This is a genomic window from Bradyrhizobium sp. USDA 4516 (genome assembly GCF_054055915.1).
Map to the genome: position 1 here is coordinate 2,789,435 of NZ_JBSRXT010000001.1, position 15,235 is coordinate 2,804,669.

The following is a 15,235-nucleotide window of genomic DNA, read 5'->3' on the forward strand; positions in this document are numbered from 1 at the left end:
AGTCGTGGAAGCGCTGGAGCACCAGCGTGCTTCATAACCATGGCCGGTGGTTATGGGTCCCGGGTCGCGCTTCGCTTGCCCGGGACGACAAGGCGAGAGGGTGCCGCCTCAGTCCTTGTCGTTCTCGAGCTGGAAGATCTGCGAGCCTTCGCCGCTCGAGATGAGGCCAGTCTTGTTGTACAGGCCGAGCTTGGCGCGGGTGTCAGCAATGTCGAGGTTGCGCATCGTCAGCTGGCCGATGCGGTCGGCCGGCGTGAAGGCGGCGTCCTCGACCTTCTCCATGCTGAGCCGCTCCGGCGCGTAGGTGAGGTTCGGGCTCTCGGTGTTTGATATCGAGTAGTCGTTGCCGCGGCGCAGCTCGAGCGTCACCTCGCCGGTGACGGCACGTGCCACCCAGCGCTGCGCGGTCTCGCGCAGCATCAAGGCCTGCGAATCGAACCAGCGGCCCTGATAGAGCAGGCGGCCGAGCCGCATGCCGCTGATGCGGTACTGCTCGATCGTATCTTCATTATGGATGCCGGTGACGAGACGCTCATAGGCGATGTGCAAGAGCGCCATGCCCGGCGCCTCATAGATGCCGCGGCTCTTCGCTTCGATGATGCGATTCTCGATCTGGTCGCTCATGCCGAGGCCGTGGCGGCCGCCGATCGCATTGGCCTCGAGGAACAGCGCGACCGGATCGGCAAACGTCTTGCCGTTCAGCGCGACCGGCTGCCCCTCCTCGAACCGCACCACGACCTTCTCGGCCTTGACGTCGCAATCGGCGCGCCAGAACGGCACGCCCATGATCGGGTTGACGATGGTGATGCCGCTCGCAAGGCTCTCGAGATCCTTGGCCTCATGCGTCGCGCCGAGCAGATTGCTGTCGGTCGAATAGGCCTTCTCCGCGCTCATCTTGTAGGCGAAGCCTTGCGCGGTCATGAACGCCGACATCTCGGCGCGGCCGCCGAGCTCGTCGATGAACTGCTGGTCGAGCCAGGGCTTGTAGATGCGCAGGCTCGGGTTGGTCAGCAGGCCGTAGCGATAGAAGCGCTCGATGTCGTTGCCCTTGAAGGTCGAGCCGTCGCCCCAGATGTTGACGCCGTCCTCCTGCATCGCCGCGACCAGCATCGTGCCGGTCACCGCGCGGCCGAGCGGCGTGGTGTTGAAATAGGTGATGCCGCCGGTCGAGATGTGGAACGCGCCGGACTGGATCGCGGCGATGCCCTCATGGACCAGCTGGGTGCGGCAATCGACGAGGCGGGCCTTCTCGGCGCCGAAATCCATCGCCTTGCGCGGGATCGCGTCGTAGTCGGCCTCGTCGGGCTGGCCGAGATTGGCGGTATAGGCGAAGACCTTGGCGCCTTTCAGCTTCATCCAGAGCAGCGCCGCCGACGTGTCGAGCCCGCCCGAGAACGCGATGCCGACTTTTTCGCCAGTGGGCAGGCTTTTCAGAATCGTACTCATGGGACGGTCCAATCGGTCGAAATCAATGATGTTTCCGGGGTGGCGATATCAAATTTCCGAAGGCTGAGCACGCCTTTAATCAGGCCCAAATCAGGCCTCGGGCTGGCTGGACGCCGCCTTGCCGCCCCGGCGCCAGCGCTGCATCCACCGGTAGCCGGGCATCGCAAGGCGCGTCAGCGCGGCATCGACCTGGGCGTCGGTCAGCCGGGTCGCTGCCCAGCGGTAGATCAGCGCGTAGAACAGCCAGACCGTGAAGAACGACACCAGGCCCGCGATCGCCACATCGGTGAAAAAATGGCCGCCAAAGGCCATGCGAAGCCCGCTGGTGACGATGCCGAACACGGTGGCCCCGGCAAAGGCCAGCGGCCGCCACGCGGGCGGTGTCAGCGCCGCCGGTGCATAGGTCCAGAACGCGGTGGCGCCCTCGCCGGAGAAGAACGAGCAGTTGCGCGGGCAGCCGCCGCGCGGGTCCCACCACGGCATGAATTGCAGGTCGCCGCCGAACTGCGTCACGAACACCGGCCGCGGCCGGCCCCAATAATTCTTGAAGGTAAGGTTGGTGAGCACGCCGGCCGAGAGCAGCATCGTGGTGAGCAGGAACACCGCGGCGCGGCCGGACATCAGCATCGGCCGGTCCGGCCGGATGAATTTCCAGACGATGGTCACGATCGCCGGCAGCACCAGCGCCCAGGCGATCCACATCGCCGCATCGCGCGCAAACGACGCCACCGCGTCGAGCTTCAGCGGGAAGGTTTTCTGCGCCACATCGTAGAACAGCGCTGCCAGCTTCAGGTCGAGCTCGGGATAGATCCCGAACAGGATGCCGATGATGAGCGCCAGCGCCAGCGCAATGAAAAGTCCGGTCCGGTTCATGGCGCGCGGTTTAGCCGAGGCGGATGAGGCGACGCAATCATTTCAAGTAAGCCCGAAGGGCATTTGCCGCTTGATCAAACAGGTGATCGACACCTTCATTTTCGTCGTAGTTAAACTGCCGCGGAGTATTGAGCGCTGCAGCACCATTTTTCGTCTGCGCCTGAAAAACGCTCAATACTAGTCCATCCAGAAGTTCCCGGGTCGCTCTGGGCAAGGTTGAGTCGATCGCCGGCAATTGAGCGAGGATATCTCGTTCAAGCTCGGGAAGTGACAATTTGCCCGACTGCGCGCTTATCACGCTTCCCAAGATTGCGGATGCGGCTCTCTGGTTCGAATCCATGTTGGCACTCTGGACGAGGTCACGGCCGCTGCGATTGCGACGGCAATGGCGGGGGCGGCGGCAACGGTCGCGCCGGCTCGCGCCAGGCGCCGGCGGTGCGGCCGGCGATCAGCCAGTAGACCAGGCCCGCGACGATGCCGGCCCCGGTCATGATCTCCATGTGCCGGCGCACGATGCCATGGAATTGCATCATGTCGGGATCGAACGGAACCAGGCCGAGATAGCACGCCGCGCCGACGATCGCGCCGCCGACGGCATAGGCCAGCACGCTCCGGATGAAGAACGCCTCGGTGATCAGCACCACGATCAACGCCGGCAGCAGCGCAAAGCCTGAGATAAAGATGAACCCGAAGCCGAGCACAACGTTGATCGCGCTCTGGTCGATCTGCCCGCCGAAATCGCTGATCTCGGGATACAGCACCGCGACGACCACGATGATCCCTGCCACGAAGCAGGCCATCAGGAAGCCGAAGGCGACGACGAACAGGCGGCCGATCAGGGCCATGCTACGACCTCCCCGTCATTGCGAGCGGAGCGAAGCAATCCATCTCGCAGCTCGCCGAGGCATGGATTGCTTCGTCGCTTCGCTCCTCGCAATGACGGATTGCATGGAGGGCGTCACACTCAATCCGTCATCGCCATCGCGCGCAGCGCCTGGCGCTCGCGGGCCGAGAGCTTTTCGGTCTCCGACTTGAGCTGGCCGCAGGCGGCGAGGATGTCGCGGCCGCGCGGCGTGCGCACCGGCGAGGAATAGCCGGCGTTGAAGATGTATTCGGAGAATTTTTCGATCTGCTCCCAGTCCGAGCATTCGTAGGCAGTGCCCGGCCACGGATTGAACGGGATCAGGTTGATCTTCGCCGGAATGCCCTTGAGCAGCTTCACCAGGAGCTTGGCGTCATCGAGCGAATCGTTGACCCCCTTGAGCATCACATATTCGAAGGTGATGCGCCGGGCGTTGGAGGCGCCGGGATAATCGCGGCAGGCTTGCAGCAATTCCTTGATCGGATATTTGCGGTTCAGCGGCACCAGCTCGTTGCGCAGCTCGTCGCGCACCGCATGCAAGGAGATCGCGAGCATCACGCCGATCTCGTCACCGGTGCGCTGGATGTTCGGCACCACGCCCGAGGTCGACAGCGTGATGCGCCGGCGCGAAATGCCGATGCCTTCATTGTCGGCGACGATCAGCAGCGCATCGCGCACCGCGTCGAAATTGTAGAGCGGCTCGCCCATCCCCATCATCACGATGTTGGTGACGCGGCGCGTGCCGTCCTCGCGGTCGGCCCAGTCATTCAGCCGGTCGCGCGCCACCATCACCTGGCCGACGATCTCGCCGGCCGTGAGGTTGCGCACCAGCCGCTGCGTGCCGGTGTGGCAGAACGCGCAGTTCAGCGTGCAGCCGACCTGCGAGGAAACGCACAGCGTGCCACGATCGGTCTCGGGGATGTAGACGCACTCGACCTCGTGCGGCCGCTCGACCTTGTCGCCGCTCGGCAGCCGCAGCAGCCATTTGCGGGTGCCGTCGTTGGAGATCTGCTCGGCGACCACCTCGGGACGATCGACGGTAAAATGCTTCTCGAGCTCGGCGCGCATGTCCTTCGAGACGTTGGTCATCTCGGCAAAGCTCTTGGCGCCGCGGAAATACATCCAGTTCCAGAGCTGCTGGGTGCGCATCTTGCGCTGGCCGGCCTGCACCCCGATCTCGCCTAGGCGATCGGCGATCTCGGCGCGCGACAGCCCGATCAGCGACGGCTTGGCCGGCGGCACGTAGGTCTCGAGCGGAACCTTCTCGACCAGCGCGCTGGCGCCGGAGACGGCATGGGTGGTCACGGTGTCGGTCATGAAACCTCAAATAGGCCTTCCAGCCGGTGCTGGAAAGCCACCGAATACCTCGATTTCAGGCCTTAAGTCGATTTTCAGAGCATGATCTTTCCGGAAAACCGCTTCACACTTTTCCGGATCATGCTCTAGCGCCGGCAGTCCTGCCCGAGCCGGTCGAGCGCCTGCGCCAGGCCCTTCAGCGAGAAGGTGTCTGTCGTCTCGGTGCCCTTGGCCGAGACGGCTTTTACCGTCAGTTCGGCCGATTTGCGCATGGATTCCACCATCCGCTCCTCCTCGGCCGCATTCTTGATCCAGAGGCCGTCGCCCTGCGTGTACATCGCATAGGTCCCGCCGCCGACCTGAAGCGTCGATTCGGAGCCCGGCTTCACCGTGTAGCCGATCATGATCGAGACTTCGTTGACGACCTTCTCCGCCGGACGGGTGGAGATGAAGGCATAGGCCGGATCGCGCGGCCGGTTCGCCGGATTGGTCTTCGACGACGACGGCTTGGCGAGCGCAAAGCACACCTTCTTGCCGTTGGGCGATGCCGTGTACGCGCCCCAGGTCCCGAATTGGCCGATCAGCGTCGGCTCCGCGCCGCCGGCCGCAGCCGCCGCGGCCGAAGGCGCCGGCTTGGCTGCTTCCTTGGCCGTATCCTTCTTGGGCGCGGCCTGCGCCGGCGCGAGGGTGATGAACCCGCCCAGGATACAAGCAACCAGTGATGTCAGAATCTGCCGCACGGCCAACTGGTTCCCCCATCATTGTGACTGCAAGATGGCCCGGCGATTCCCCTCCGCCGGCTCGGATGGATAACCGGGAAACGCTTTTTTGGGAAGGCAGTTAGGCCGAAAGGCGAACGCCGCTCACCGTCGGGCGCGTAATCGCGACGCGTTATCACTTGGCGCGCGCAGCGCGCTGCTTCTCCCACTGCGCATCGGTCCATTGCAGCAGGTCCTCGGCACCGGAACTGCGTAAGTGCGAGCCGCCATCCTGCACCACCATCTCGCCGTTGATGTAGCCGGCCTGATCCGAGATCAGAAAGGTCGCGAGATTGGCGAGCTCCGAATGCTCGCCGGCGCGGCCGAGCGGATTGCGATGCGCCCAGCTCTCGCCGCGCCCTTCGGGGCGCAACTGTCCGGTCGCGCCTGCGGTCGGGAACGCGCCGGGCGCGATCGCGACGGTGCGGATGCCCTTCGGGCCCCACTCCACCGCCAGGCTCTTGGTCATCGCCAGCACGGCGGTCTTCGCCATCGCGGACGGCACCGTGAACGCGCGGCCGGTGATGGTCGAGGTCGACAGGATCGAGAGCACCACGCCCTTGTGCTTGCCGTCGATCCAGCGGCGGCCGGCGGCGAGCGTGCAGTACATCGTGCCATGCAGTGTCGGCGCGAGGATCGCGTCCGCCGCACGGAACGACAAATGTTCGCTCTGCGCAATAAAGGTTGCGGCAGCATTGTTGACGAGCACGTCGATCGGCGCGTCCTGCCAGACCTGATCCATCATCGCTTCGACCGCTGCGCCGTCGCGGATATCGCAGCGCGCGATGGAAACCTTGGCGTCGAGCTCGCTACGGAATTTTGCTGCGGTTTCCTCCAGCAGCCCCTCGCGCCGCCCGCAGATGATCAATTCGGCGCCGAGTTCGGCGAAGCGGTAGCCCATCGCAGCACCAAGGCCGGAGCCGCCGCCGGTGATCAGGATGCGCTTTTTTGCTAGCAGGCCTTTTTCAAACATAGTTTGATCCCTCCGCTTTGTATTGTCGCTCCGCCGCAAATCCGGCATGAAGCTTGTAGTCCAAGATCTTGCAGCTCTTTCTGCGTCCGAAACTCAGGTGTGTCCATGAAAGCCATCCTCTGCTCGCAATACTGTCAACCTGACGATCTCGTGCTGGCTGATGTGCCCGATCCGGTGGCGGCTCCCGGCGAAGCCGTGATCGCGATCAAGGCGGCGGCGCTGAATTTCTTCGACATCCTGATGATCCAGGGCAAGTACCAGATCAAGCCGCCGTTCCCGTTCTCGCCGGCTGCCGAAGTTGCCGGCGTGATCGAAAGCGTCGGCGCCGGCGTCACTGACCTGAAGGTCGGCGATCGCGTCGTCGCGTCCTGCGGCCACAACGGCGCGCGCGACAAGATCGCGCTGCCGGCGAATTCGATCGTGAAGATTCCCGACAATCTCGACTACGACCGCGCCGCCGGCATCATCATCATCTACGGCACCGCGCTGCATGCGCTGGAAGATCGCGCGAACCCGAAGCCGGGCGAGACGCTCGCGGTGCTGGGGGCCGCCGGTGGCACCGGCCTTGCTGCGTGCGAGCTCGGCAAACTGATGGGGTTGAAGGTGATTGCCTGCGCCTCGTCGGACGAGAAGCTGGCATTCGCCAAGCAACACGGCGCCGAGCTGACGCTGAACTATGCGAAGGAAGATCTCAAAGAGGGCCTGCGCAAGCTGACCAACGGCAAGGGCGCCGACATCGTGTTCGATCCGGTCGGCGGCGCCTATGCCGAAGCCGCGTTGCGCTCGACCGCGTGGGAAGGCCGCTTCCTGGTCATCGGCTTTGCCGCCGGCGAGATTCCGAAGATCCCGCTCAACCTCGCACTGCTGAAGGGCTGCGATATCCGCGGCGTGTTCTGGGGCGCCTGGGCGCGGCAGAATCCGGACAAGAACCGCAAGAACCTCGAGAAGCTCGTGCAGTGGACCGCGGAAGGGAAGATCTCCTCGCATGTCGACCGCACCTTCCCGCTGTCGCAGACATCAGAAGCCCTGAAGGTGCTCGCCGGCCGCAAGGCGATGGGCAAGGTGATCCTGCACCCGGGAAGCTGAACCGAGATTGCGCAGCCCGGAAGGAGCCGAACGGACTACCATGGCACTCCCTACCGTCTCCGTCACCCTGAGGAGCGCGCTCTTGCGCGCGTCTCGAAGGGTCGACGGCCCCGCTGGTGGCCGTACATCCTTCGAGACGCGCTTCGCGCTCCTCAGAGCCTGACTGAAAAATGGGTGAGTGATCTCAGTGGGGTGTGATTCCATCGGATTTGCAAAGATTCGAGGGAGAGCACGATGCCCTGGACCAAGATCACTCGGGAGCAATATCGGCGGGACGATCTGCGTTATGCAAGCGATATGACCGATGCGGAGTGGGCGGTGATCAGACGCCTGTTGCCGCGAGCGAACCGGCGCGGCCGGCCGCGTAAGACGGAGCTGCGTCGTGTGATCGAAGCGATCCTCTATATCGTTTCGACCGGCTGCCAGTGGCGGGCGTTGCCGCAGGAGTTCCCGCCCTATTCGACGGTGCAGGGCTATTTTTATAGATGGCGGGATACAGGCCGGTGGCAGAGGATTGTCAGCGTGCTTGTCCGACGGGCGCGAAAAAAGCTTGGACGGACACCGAAGCCGACGGCAGCCGTGATCGACAGTCAAAGTGCGCCAACCACGCAAGCTGGCGGACCGCGCGGCTACGATGCAGGCAAGCGCATCTACGGCCGCAAGCGGCATATCGTGACGGATACCAATGGCCTCCTCCTTGGGGTTCATGTTCATCCGGCCAACGTTCAGGACTGCCATGGCGCCGTACCGCTGCTGAAGAACGTGCGGATGAACTTCCCCCGGCTGCGCCACGTCTTTGCCGACCGGATCTACCGCGGAAATCAACTCCTCGACGCGCTCTCAGACTGCGGTCCATGGACTGTCGAGATCGTCGAGCGGCCTCAAGGCGTCAAAGGCTTCCAGCTTCTGCCGAGGCGGTGGGTGGTTGAACGCACATTCGCTTGGTTCGGCAGATGCCGCCGCCTCGCCAAGGACTTCGAGGCGACGGTGGCAACCGAAGCTGCCTGGCTGCTGATTGCACACATCAGGCTCCTGACCCGCAGACTCGCGGCTGCAGCTAAGGTTGGGTGATTTATGAGTCAGACTCTCAGGATGACGGATCGAAAGTTTCGTAGCCCGGATGGAGCGCAGCGAAATCCGGGATGCATCATAACCTTCCCTTGAAAAGAGGAGGTCGCTTTGCTCGCGAGAGCAAAGTGGGTGGGGATCAAATCTGCCGGCTTGCAGCGTCGCCTGTGGCTGACCCCCTTCCCGACCTTCCCCCTTTCAGGGGGAAGGAGAAGGCAGATCTCACTCCTCTTCAGGCACCCCGCGCTTCAGCGCGGCGCGGGCGGCATCGCGATGCTCCGGCGTGATGTGGCTTGCCACCATGCGGAGCGCAGTTGCGAGCACTGCGGCGTCATCGGTGAAGCCGAGGATCGGCAGCATGTCGGGCACGAAATCGAACGGCAGGATGAAATAGGCGATTGCCCCGAGCAGCGCCGCCTGGACATGGCGCGGCGTCTGCCGGTCAAAGGCGCAGTAATAGGCGGCCAGCAGGTCCTCCGCGAAGGGCAGGCTCGCCACCACCTTCTTGAACTTGATCCAGAAACGGCGGCGCACGCTTTCGGGGTCCTGCGCCAGCCGATCGGCAGGCCCAAATCCCACGCCGGGTTCGCTCGATGTCATCGCAAGGTTCCTCGACGCCGCGCCAGTTCGGCGGCGGACGATGCGAATCTGGGGACATCGGCGGACCCGCGCAAGGTTCCACGCGCCGGAGTCAATTGACCCCAAGCTGCCTTGCGATCGCGTTCATGGCCTTGGCGAGGTCGATATCGCGCTTGGTCACCCCGCCGACATCGTGGGTCGACAGCACCACCTCGACGGTCTTGTAGACGTTTTTCCACTCGGGGTGATGGTCGCTCTTCTCGGCGACCAGGGCGGCGCGGGCCATGAACCCGAAGGCCTCGTTGAAGTCCTTGAACACGAAAGTCTTGGCGATCGCCTCGCGACCGGACATCTCCGACCAGCCGGCCAGTTCCCAAAGGGCGGCCTTCTTTGCTTCCGCTGACAGCCGTTCGACCATGGTAACCCTCCCGTTTGACGCCGACTTTAGCCTAACAACCGGCCTCCGGGATGGGATCCACGCCCAAATTAAGGCCGAAATCGCGTCCTATCGCCGCTGGTAACCATGACGGAGTTGTAACATCTGTCCGTTCAGTAATTTGCTACACATAGAGGATGTTTGCGCGTTGGTAGTTTTGCGAGATTGAGCCCCGACGATTGTTTGCGAGATCGATGACAGACGGCTCCGCCAGCATGTCGCCCAAGCCGCTGCGTTCGGCAAAGCGGCGGCTGATGTTCGTTTTGATCGCGGGCGCGCTGGCCATCATCGGCACGTTGCTGGCCGGCTATTATTTCGCCGTGCGTCCGGTGACGCTGCGGATCGCGGTCGGTCCTGCCAACAGCGATGACGTCAAGGTCGTGCAGGCGCTGGCGCAGGCCTTCAACAACCAGCAGAACACCCAGGTCAAGCTGAGGCCGGTGCAGACCGAGGGCGCCACTGCCAGCGCCCAGACGCTGGCCGACAGCAAGGCCGATCTCGCCATCATCCGCGGCGATCTCGAGGTGCCAAAGAATGCCCAGGCGGTCGCGACCCTGCGCAAGAATGTCGTGGTGATGTGGGTTCCGCCCGCCAAGGGCAAGGTTCGGAAATCCGCGCGGATCACCAAGATCGCGCAGCTTGCCGGCCGCAAGATCGGCGTCGTCGGCCGCACCCCGGCCAATGTCAATCTGCTGAAGCTGATCCTGACGCAATACGGCGTCGACCCGATGAAGGTCGAGATCGTTCAATTCCCGGCCAATGAGGCGGCGGAAGCGATCAAGAACCTCAAGGCCGACGCCTATCTCGCCGTCGGCCCGGCCAACAGCAAGATCACGATCGATGCGATCACGGCGTCGGTCCGCGACGGCGGCGAGCCCAGCTTCCTTGCGATCGACGCCTCCGAGGCGATCGCGCAGAACCATCCGGCCTATGAGGCCGCGGAAATCCCCGCCGGCTCGCTCGGCTCCGCTGACCGGCCCGATGATGAGGTGAAGACGATCAGCTTCTCGCACCACATCGTTGCGCGGAAGGGCCTGTCGGACTCGACGGTCGCGGCATTCACGCGGCAATTGTTCGCGATCCGGCAGTCGCTCAAGACCGATTTCCCGCTCGCCGCCAAGATCGAGACGCCGGACACCGACAAGGATGCCACCATTCCGGTGCATCCGGGCGCCGCCGCGTTTGTCGACGGCGAGGAAAAAACCTTCCTCGACCGCTACAGCGACTACATCTGGTGGAGTCTGATGGCGTTCTCGGCGATGGGCTCGGCCGGTGCGTGGTTCGCCGGCTATCTCAAGCAGGACGAGCGCAACACCAACACCTCGCAGCGCGAACGCCTGCTGGAGATGCTGAAAGCCGCGCGGCACAGCGATTCGATCGAGGAACTCGACCAGATGCAGGCGGAGGCCGACGACATCCTGCGCCACACGCTGGACTGCTTCGAGCACGGCGCGATCGAGGAAGGCACGCTGACCGCGTTCAACATCGCGCTCGAGCAGCTTCATAACGCCGTCGCCGACCGCAAGGCGCTGTTGTTCAGCATGCCGCAGAATTTGCAACGGGCTGCGACACAGTTCAGGGCGGCGGGCACGGCGTAGGGGCGCCGCCAATCTTTATCCGCAAATCCCCCTTGCCTCCCCCGCACTCGGGAGAGGGAGCCTGACAGATGCGCTTCCCTTACGTCCCGCACTCCCGCCGCTGTAATCTCTCCGTCATGGAATTTTTCTAGGTCTTGGCGCGCCTGCGGCGCATTGTCGCTGTGACCTGAGGAGGCTCCCCATGACGATCCGGTTCTCGCGAAATCTCACCCGCCGACGCTTTCTCTCCACGGCGGCTGCGGCCGGCGCCGGCGTGATTGCGATGCCCTATCTGTCGCGCGCCGCCGACCGTCCCGTGATCACCCATGGCGTGCAGTCCGGCGATGTCGGCGTCGACGGCGGCGTGGTGTGGGCGCGTGCGGACCGGCCGGCGCAGATGATGGTCGAGGTCGCGACCACTGAATCGTTCAAGGACGCCCATACACTGCCGCCGATCACGGCGCTGCCCGAGAGCGACTTCACCGCCAAGATGCTGCTGGAGAACCTGCCCTCCGGCCAGGACATCTTCTACCGCGTCCGCTTCCGCGACCTCGCCCATATCGACATCGTCGGCGAGCCGGTGGTCGGACGCTTCCGCACCGCGCCGAGCGACCGCCGCGACGTCTTCTTCGTGTGGGGCGGCGATGTCGCCGGCCAGGGCTGGGGCATCAATCCCGACGACGGCGGCATGATCACCTTCGCCGCGATGAAGAAGCACGCTCCGGATTTCCTTCTGCACTCCGGCGACACGATCTACGCCGACGGCGTGATCCCGTCCGAGGTGAAGCTTCCCGACGGCAAGATCTGGAAGAACGTCACTATACCCGAGAAGGCGAAGGTGGCCGAGACGCTCGACGAATACCGGGCCGCCCACAAGTATAACTTCCTCGACAACAACGTCCGCGCCTTCAATGCCGAGGTGCCGATCTTCGTGCAGTGGGACGATCACGAGGTGACCAACAATTGGTCGCTGTCGAAACAGCTGCCGGCGGCCTACAAGGAGCGCGACATCACCGTGCTCGCGGCGCGCGCGGCAAAGGCCTTCCACGAGATGTATCCGATGCGCGAGAGCATCGTCGAGCCGGGCCGCGTCTATCGCACGCTGAGCTACGGTCCGCATCTCGACGTCTTCATGCTCGATGAGCGCAGCTATCGCGGCCCCAACGGCCCGAACCTGCAGGAGCAGTACGGCCCCGACGCCTATTTCATCGGCCCGGACCAGATGGCCTGGCTGAAGCGCGCGCTGCTCAACTCGCGCGCCACCTGGAAGGTGATCGCCTCCGACATGCCGCTCTCGCTGATCGTCTATGACGATGCCGCCAACAAGAAGGGCTCGGAAGCCTTTGCGCAGGTCGATGGCCCGGCGCGCGGCCGCGAGCTCGAAATCGCCGACATCCTGCGTTTCATCAAGACCGCGGGAATCGTCAACACGGTGTGGCTGACCGCCGACGTGCATTACGCCGCCGCGCACTACTACAACCCGAACAAGGCCCAGTTCCAGGAGTTCGATCCGTTCTGGGAATTCGTCTCCGGCCCGCTGCATGCCGGCACGTTCGGTCCGAACGAGCTCGACAACACCTTCGGCCCCGAGGTGAAGTTCATCAAGGCGCCGGGCGAAGGCAACCAGAACCTGCCGCCGTCGGCCGGCATGCAGTTCTTCGGCCACGTCAAGATCGACGGCAAGAGCGGGCAGATGACGGTAAGCCTGCGCGACCGCGTCGACGCCGAGCTGTGGGCGATCACGCTCGACCCGAAGCCGGTCTAGTGTGCTGAATGCGAAGTTCGTGCGATTTCGCGGCTGCCACTTTCACGAACTTCGCATTCATAAAGCACACTAGAATCATAAGCTTGCTAGTGTCCTTATCGAATCCGAAGTTCGCTCCGAAGGTGCGGCAAATGATGCGAACTTCGGATTCGGGACACTAGTTCGGTCACAGCCACGACGGAACCGGACTCTTGGTCTTGACGGCCTTGCCGCCAAGGCGAGGCAACGCGATTGCCGGGGATGGACCTCCCCGGCATCTTCCGGTACCGATGTCAGAGCCGTTATGCTGGGGGCCCGGAGGGGCGGAGCATGAGGCGCTGCGAATTCTTTCGCGTGCTCAGTGGTAGCGTTGCGAGGTTTCGGCCTCGCCGCTTGTTGGTCGTCGCGATCGCAGTGTTCGCGCTGCTGCCGATCGAAGTCAGCGATGCCGGCTGGCTGCCCGATCTCTTCAGGAGCTCACCCAAGCATGCCAAGTCGCCGAAGCGCGCGAAGGCGACAAGGGCTGCCAAATTGGCAAGGCACCGCGCTCCGCCCAGGCACCGCGCCATGCGGCTGGCCGCCCTTGGGCCAGTCACCCTGCCGCTTTCGGCTCTCAAGCCGGCCGCTGCCAAATGCGATCCCGCGACGTTCCGGATCGTGCTGGATGTCGGACATACCGCGCAATCGGAAGGCGCGATCAGCGCGCGGAATGTCGCCGAGTTCACCTTCAACCTGCGCCTTGCGCGGCTGATCGAGGAGAGGTTGAAGGCCGAAGGCTTTACCGAAACCAGGCTGCTGCTGACCGAAGGCAAAGCGAGACCGAGCCTCTTCAAGCGGGTCGCCGCCGCCAACAATCTGCACGCGGATCTGCTGATGTCGATCCACCATGACTCCGTGCCCAACAAGATGCTCGAGGACTGGGAGTTCGAGGGCAAGAAAAGCCACTTCAGCGACCGCTTCAGCGGCTACTCCGTGTTCGTCTCCCGGGACAATCCGGACTTCAAGACCAGCCTCCGGTTCGCCGAACTGGTCGCCGGGGAAATGAAGGCCCAGGGCCTGCATTATGCCGAGCAATACAGCCAGGCCATCATGGGTCGTTACCAGCACCCGTTGCTGAACAAGGATACCGGCGTCTACAGCAATGATGAACTCATCGTGCTGAGAAAGACCGCGATGCCCGCGATCCTGCTGGAGGCGGGCTCGATCATCAACCGGGACGAGGAACGCGAGATGGACTCGCCCGAGCGCCAAAACCTCATCAGCAGCAGCGTTGCTTCCGCCGTGAAGGAATTCTGCGAGCCGCGATGGGCGCTGCTCGGTCCACCCTGACGGCCGAGCGATCGACTCCTCCTCAGCCCGGCTTGCCCGACTTGATCTCCTTGAACTTGGCAAGCGCCTGCTCAAACTTGGCGTTGAACAGCCACATCGCATCGAGGATCTCGCGGAAGGTCGCGGATGTTCTTACCCGGTCGGCCCGGCCGAACGCGAAGACGCTGTTGTTGCGCAGATATCGCATGATCCTGGGATCGGAAATTCTGTAGCCGACGAGGTTGCCCGATTTGAGCGCTGCCCTGGTCGGCGTGGGAATGATCTGGATCAGCTCAAAGACCTTCATCTGATCGATCGGGTCCGGCAGCGCTTTCTGGATCGCCGCGACCTGCGGGAAAAGTTCGGCGTGTGCGTTCATGAGGCCGTCCCGCACGGCGGTCCAGTGATTGAACCTGTGGTCGAGGTTGCCGACCCGCGCCTCTTCCCGGTCGTCGCGACGGCTCAGCGCAGGATCGAGCGTCGCGATCGACCCCTTGATGGCGGCCCATTTCCTTCGGCCGTCGCGATCCTCGGACGGGCCGGTCTGCAGGCTTCCTTTATAGGTGTTCGATCGTGCATTGCCCGCATTCTGCTTGCCGTTCGTCTCGGCAAAGAAGAGGCCGAGGCTGATACGGCCCGCGACGGCGGCGTCGGCGGCATCCAGACCCTTGGCGCGCGCGATCACCGTCGCCAGATCGACCACGTCCTTGAATGGCGTATCGGATGTTTGCGCACCGGCGGGCGGCGCCTCCATGACGTCGAAGAGCTTCCTGTACTCATCGAGCAGCGGCTCATTGTCGGCGTCGAAATAGGCCGGGGGGATTCCGAATCTGTTGGGTCTTCCAATCCTGGACGGAAGCGCATCGGTGAGGTCCTTGTAGGCGCTCATCATCTCGACACGGGCCAGATAGATCGCCTGGCCCGGCAAGTCGGGCAGCGGCTGCTTCGAATCGACCTGCGCGCGGCGCTGGCGCAGGATTGACTCGAAGCCCTTCAGGGCATTGTCATAGGTCTCAAGCGCGGCCGATTGCTCGCTGGAAAGTGCGGCCGGCGTAGCGAGAGCTGGCGACACGAAGCGACCGACGACGGCCGAGCCGAACGGCGGCGCTGGCAGCAGCCCGAGAGCGAGCGCGGCAAATATCCTGACCACCATGACGCTTTCCCGAAGCCCTTGCGTCACCGAATCCGACAGGCTGGATGGTAGACGACGAACGCGCCGACGGCGAGGC

The 15,235-nt window shown here is 63.8% G+C and carries 15 protein-coding genes; 5 read left to right on the plus strand and 10 right to left on the minus strand.

Annotated features, from left to right (window positions below; genetic code table 11):
- Positions 1-108: 108 nt before the first annotated feature.
- From argG to ACVI1L_RS12815, 7 genes are all read right to left on the minus strand, one after another.
- Positions 109-1,446: an argininosuccinate synthase gene (gene argG / locus ACVI1L_RS12785; RefSeq protein WP_057021289.1), complete on the minus strand. Its 1,338-nt coding sequence runs from the start codon at positions 1,444-1,446 to the stop codon at positions 109-111.
- 90 nt (positions 1,447-1,536) lie between these two features.
- The gene (locus ACVI1L_RS12790; RefSeq protein WP_057021290.1) at positions 1,537-2,319 is read right to left on the minus strand and encodes a phosphatase PAP2 family protein; all 783 of its coding nucleotides are present in this window, start codon (positions 2,317-2,319) and stop codon (positions 1,537-1,539) included.
- A gap of 37 nt (positions 2,320-2,356) precedes the next feature.
- Positions 2,357-2,659: a hypothetical protein gene (locus ACVI1L_RS12795; RefSeq protein WP_156436599.1), complete on the minus strand. Its 303-nt coding sequence runs from the start codon at positions 2,657-2,659 to the stop codon at positions 2,357-2,359.
- 19 nt (positions 2,660-2,678) lie between these two features.
- Positions 2,679-3,164 carry a hypothetical protein gene (locus ACVI1L_RS12800; protein WP_225163123.1) on the minus strand — a complete coding sequence of 162 codons (486 nt, stop codon included), beginning with the start codon at positions 3,162-3,164 and terminating at the stop codon, positions 2,679-2,681.
- Between the two features lie 119 nt (positions 3,165-3,283).
- Positions 3,284-4,498 (minus strand): 23S rRNA (adenine(2503)-C(2))-methyltransferase RlmN, encoded by a 1,215-nt coding sequence (rlmN, locus tag ACVI1L_RS12805; RefSeq protein WP_057021293.1) that lies wholly within the window; start codon positions 4,496-4,498, stop codon positions 3,284-3,286.
- Between the two features lie 125 nt (positions 4,499-4,623).
- The gene (locus tag ACVI1L_RS12810) at positions 4,624-5,217 is read right to left on the minus strand and encodes an invasion associated locus B family protein (protein ID WP_057021355.1); all 594 of its coding nucleotides are present in this window, start codon (positions 5,215-5,217) and stop codon (positions 4,624-4,626) included.
- A 154-nt stretch (positions 5,218-5,371) separates the two neighbouring features.
- The gene (locus ACVI1L_RS12815; RefSeq protein ID WP_057021294.1) at positions 5,372-6,208 is read right to left on the minus strand and encodes an SDR family oxidoreductase; all 837 of its coding nucleotides are present in this window, start codon (positions 6,206-6,208) and stop codon (positions 5,372-5,374) included.
- Positions 6,209-6,313: 105 nt separating this feature from the next.
- On the opposite strand from ACVI1L_RS12815, the gene ACVI1L_RS12820 reads away from it, so the two are divergent.
- Together ACVI1L_RS12820 and ACVI1L_RS12825 are read left to right on the plus strand one after the other, a co-directional pair.
- Positions 6,314-7,294: an NADPH:quinone oxidoreductase family protein gene (locus tag ACVI1L_RS12820; protein ID WP_456783042.1), complete on the plus strand. Its 981-nt coding sequence runs from the start codon at positions 6,314-6,316 to the stop codon at positions 7,292-7,294.
- A 234-nt stretch (positions 7,295-7,528) separates the two neighbouring features.
- Complete coding sequence (locus ACVI1L_RS12825) at positions 7,529-8,365, plus strand: IS5 family transposase (protein WP_076824982.1); 837 nt, start codon at positions 7,529-7,531, stop codon at positions 8,363-8,365.
- A gap of 219 nt (positions 8,366-8,584) precedes the next feature.
- On the opposite strand, the gene ACVI1L_RS12830 is transcribed toward ACVI1L_RS12825, so the two are convergent.
- Positions 8,585-8,962, minus strand: coding sequence for a YkvA family protein (locus tag ACVI1L_RS12830; RefSeq protein WP_057021296.1), 378 nt, complete (start codon positions 8,960-8,962; stop codon positions 8,585-8,587).
- 91 nt (positions 8,963-9,053) lie between these two features.
- Complete coding sequence (locus ACVI1L_RS12835) at positions 9,054-9,359, minus strand: 4a-hydroxytetrahydrobiopterin dehydratase (protein WP_168858057.1); 306 nt, start codon at positions 9,357-9,359, stop codon at positions 9,054-9,056.
- A gap of 212 nt (positions 9,360-9,571) precedes the next feature.
- Here ACVI1L_RS12835 and ACVI1L_RS12840 point away from each other — a divergent pair, with 212 nt between their 5' ends.
- The 3 genes from ACVI1L_RS12840 (at position 9,572) to ACVI1L_RS12850 (ending at position 14,027) form a co-directional block, all read left to right on the plus strand.
- Positions 9,572-10,975, plus strand: coding sequence for a TAXI family TRAP transporter solute-binding subunit (locus tag ACVI1L_RS12840; protein WP_456783043.1), 1,404 nt, complete (start codon positions 9,572-9,574; stop codon positions 10,973-10,975).
- A gap of 181 nt (positions 10,976-11,156) precedes the next feature.
- The gene (locus ACVI1L_RS12845; protein ID WP_456783044.1) at positions 11,157-12,719 is read left to right on the plus strand and encodes an alkaline phosphatase D family protein; all 1,563 of its coding nucleotides are present in this window, start codon (positions 11,157-11,159) and stop codon (positions 12,717-12,719) included.
- A 375-nt stretch (positions 12,720-13,094) separates the two neighbouring features.
- The gene (locus tag ACVI1L_RS12850; protein WP_076835004.1) at positions 13,095-14,027 is read left to right on the plus strand and encodes an N-acetylmuramoyl-L-alanine amidase family protein; all 933 of its coding nucleotides are present in this window, start codon (positions 13,095-13,097) and stop codon (positions 14,025-14,027) included.
- A 22-nt stretch (positions 14,028-14,049) separates the two neighbouring features.
- On the opposite strand, the gene ACVI1L_RS12855 is transcribed toward ACVI1L_RS12850, so the two are convergent.
- On the minus strand, positions 14,050-15,159 hold the full coding sequence (locus tag ACVI1L_RS12855; RefSeq protein WP_456783045.1) for a hypothetical protein: 1,110 nt from the start codon (positions 15,157-15,159) through the stop codon (positions 14,050-14,052).
- Between the last annotated feature and the right edge of the window lie 76 nt (positions 15,160-15,235).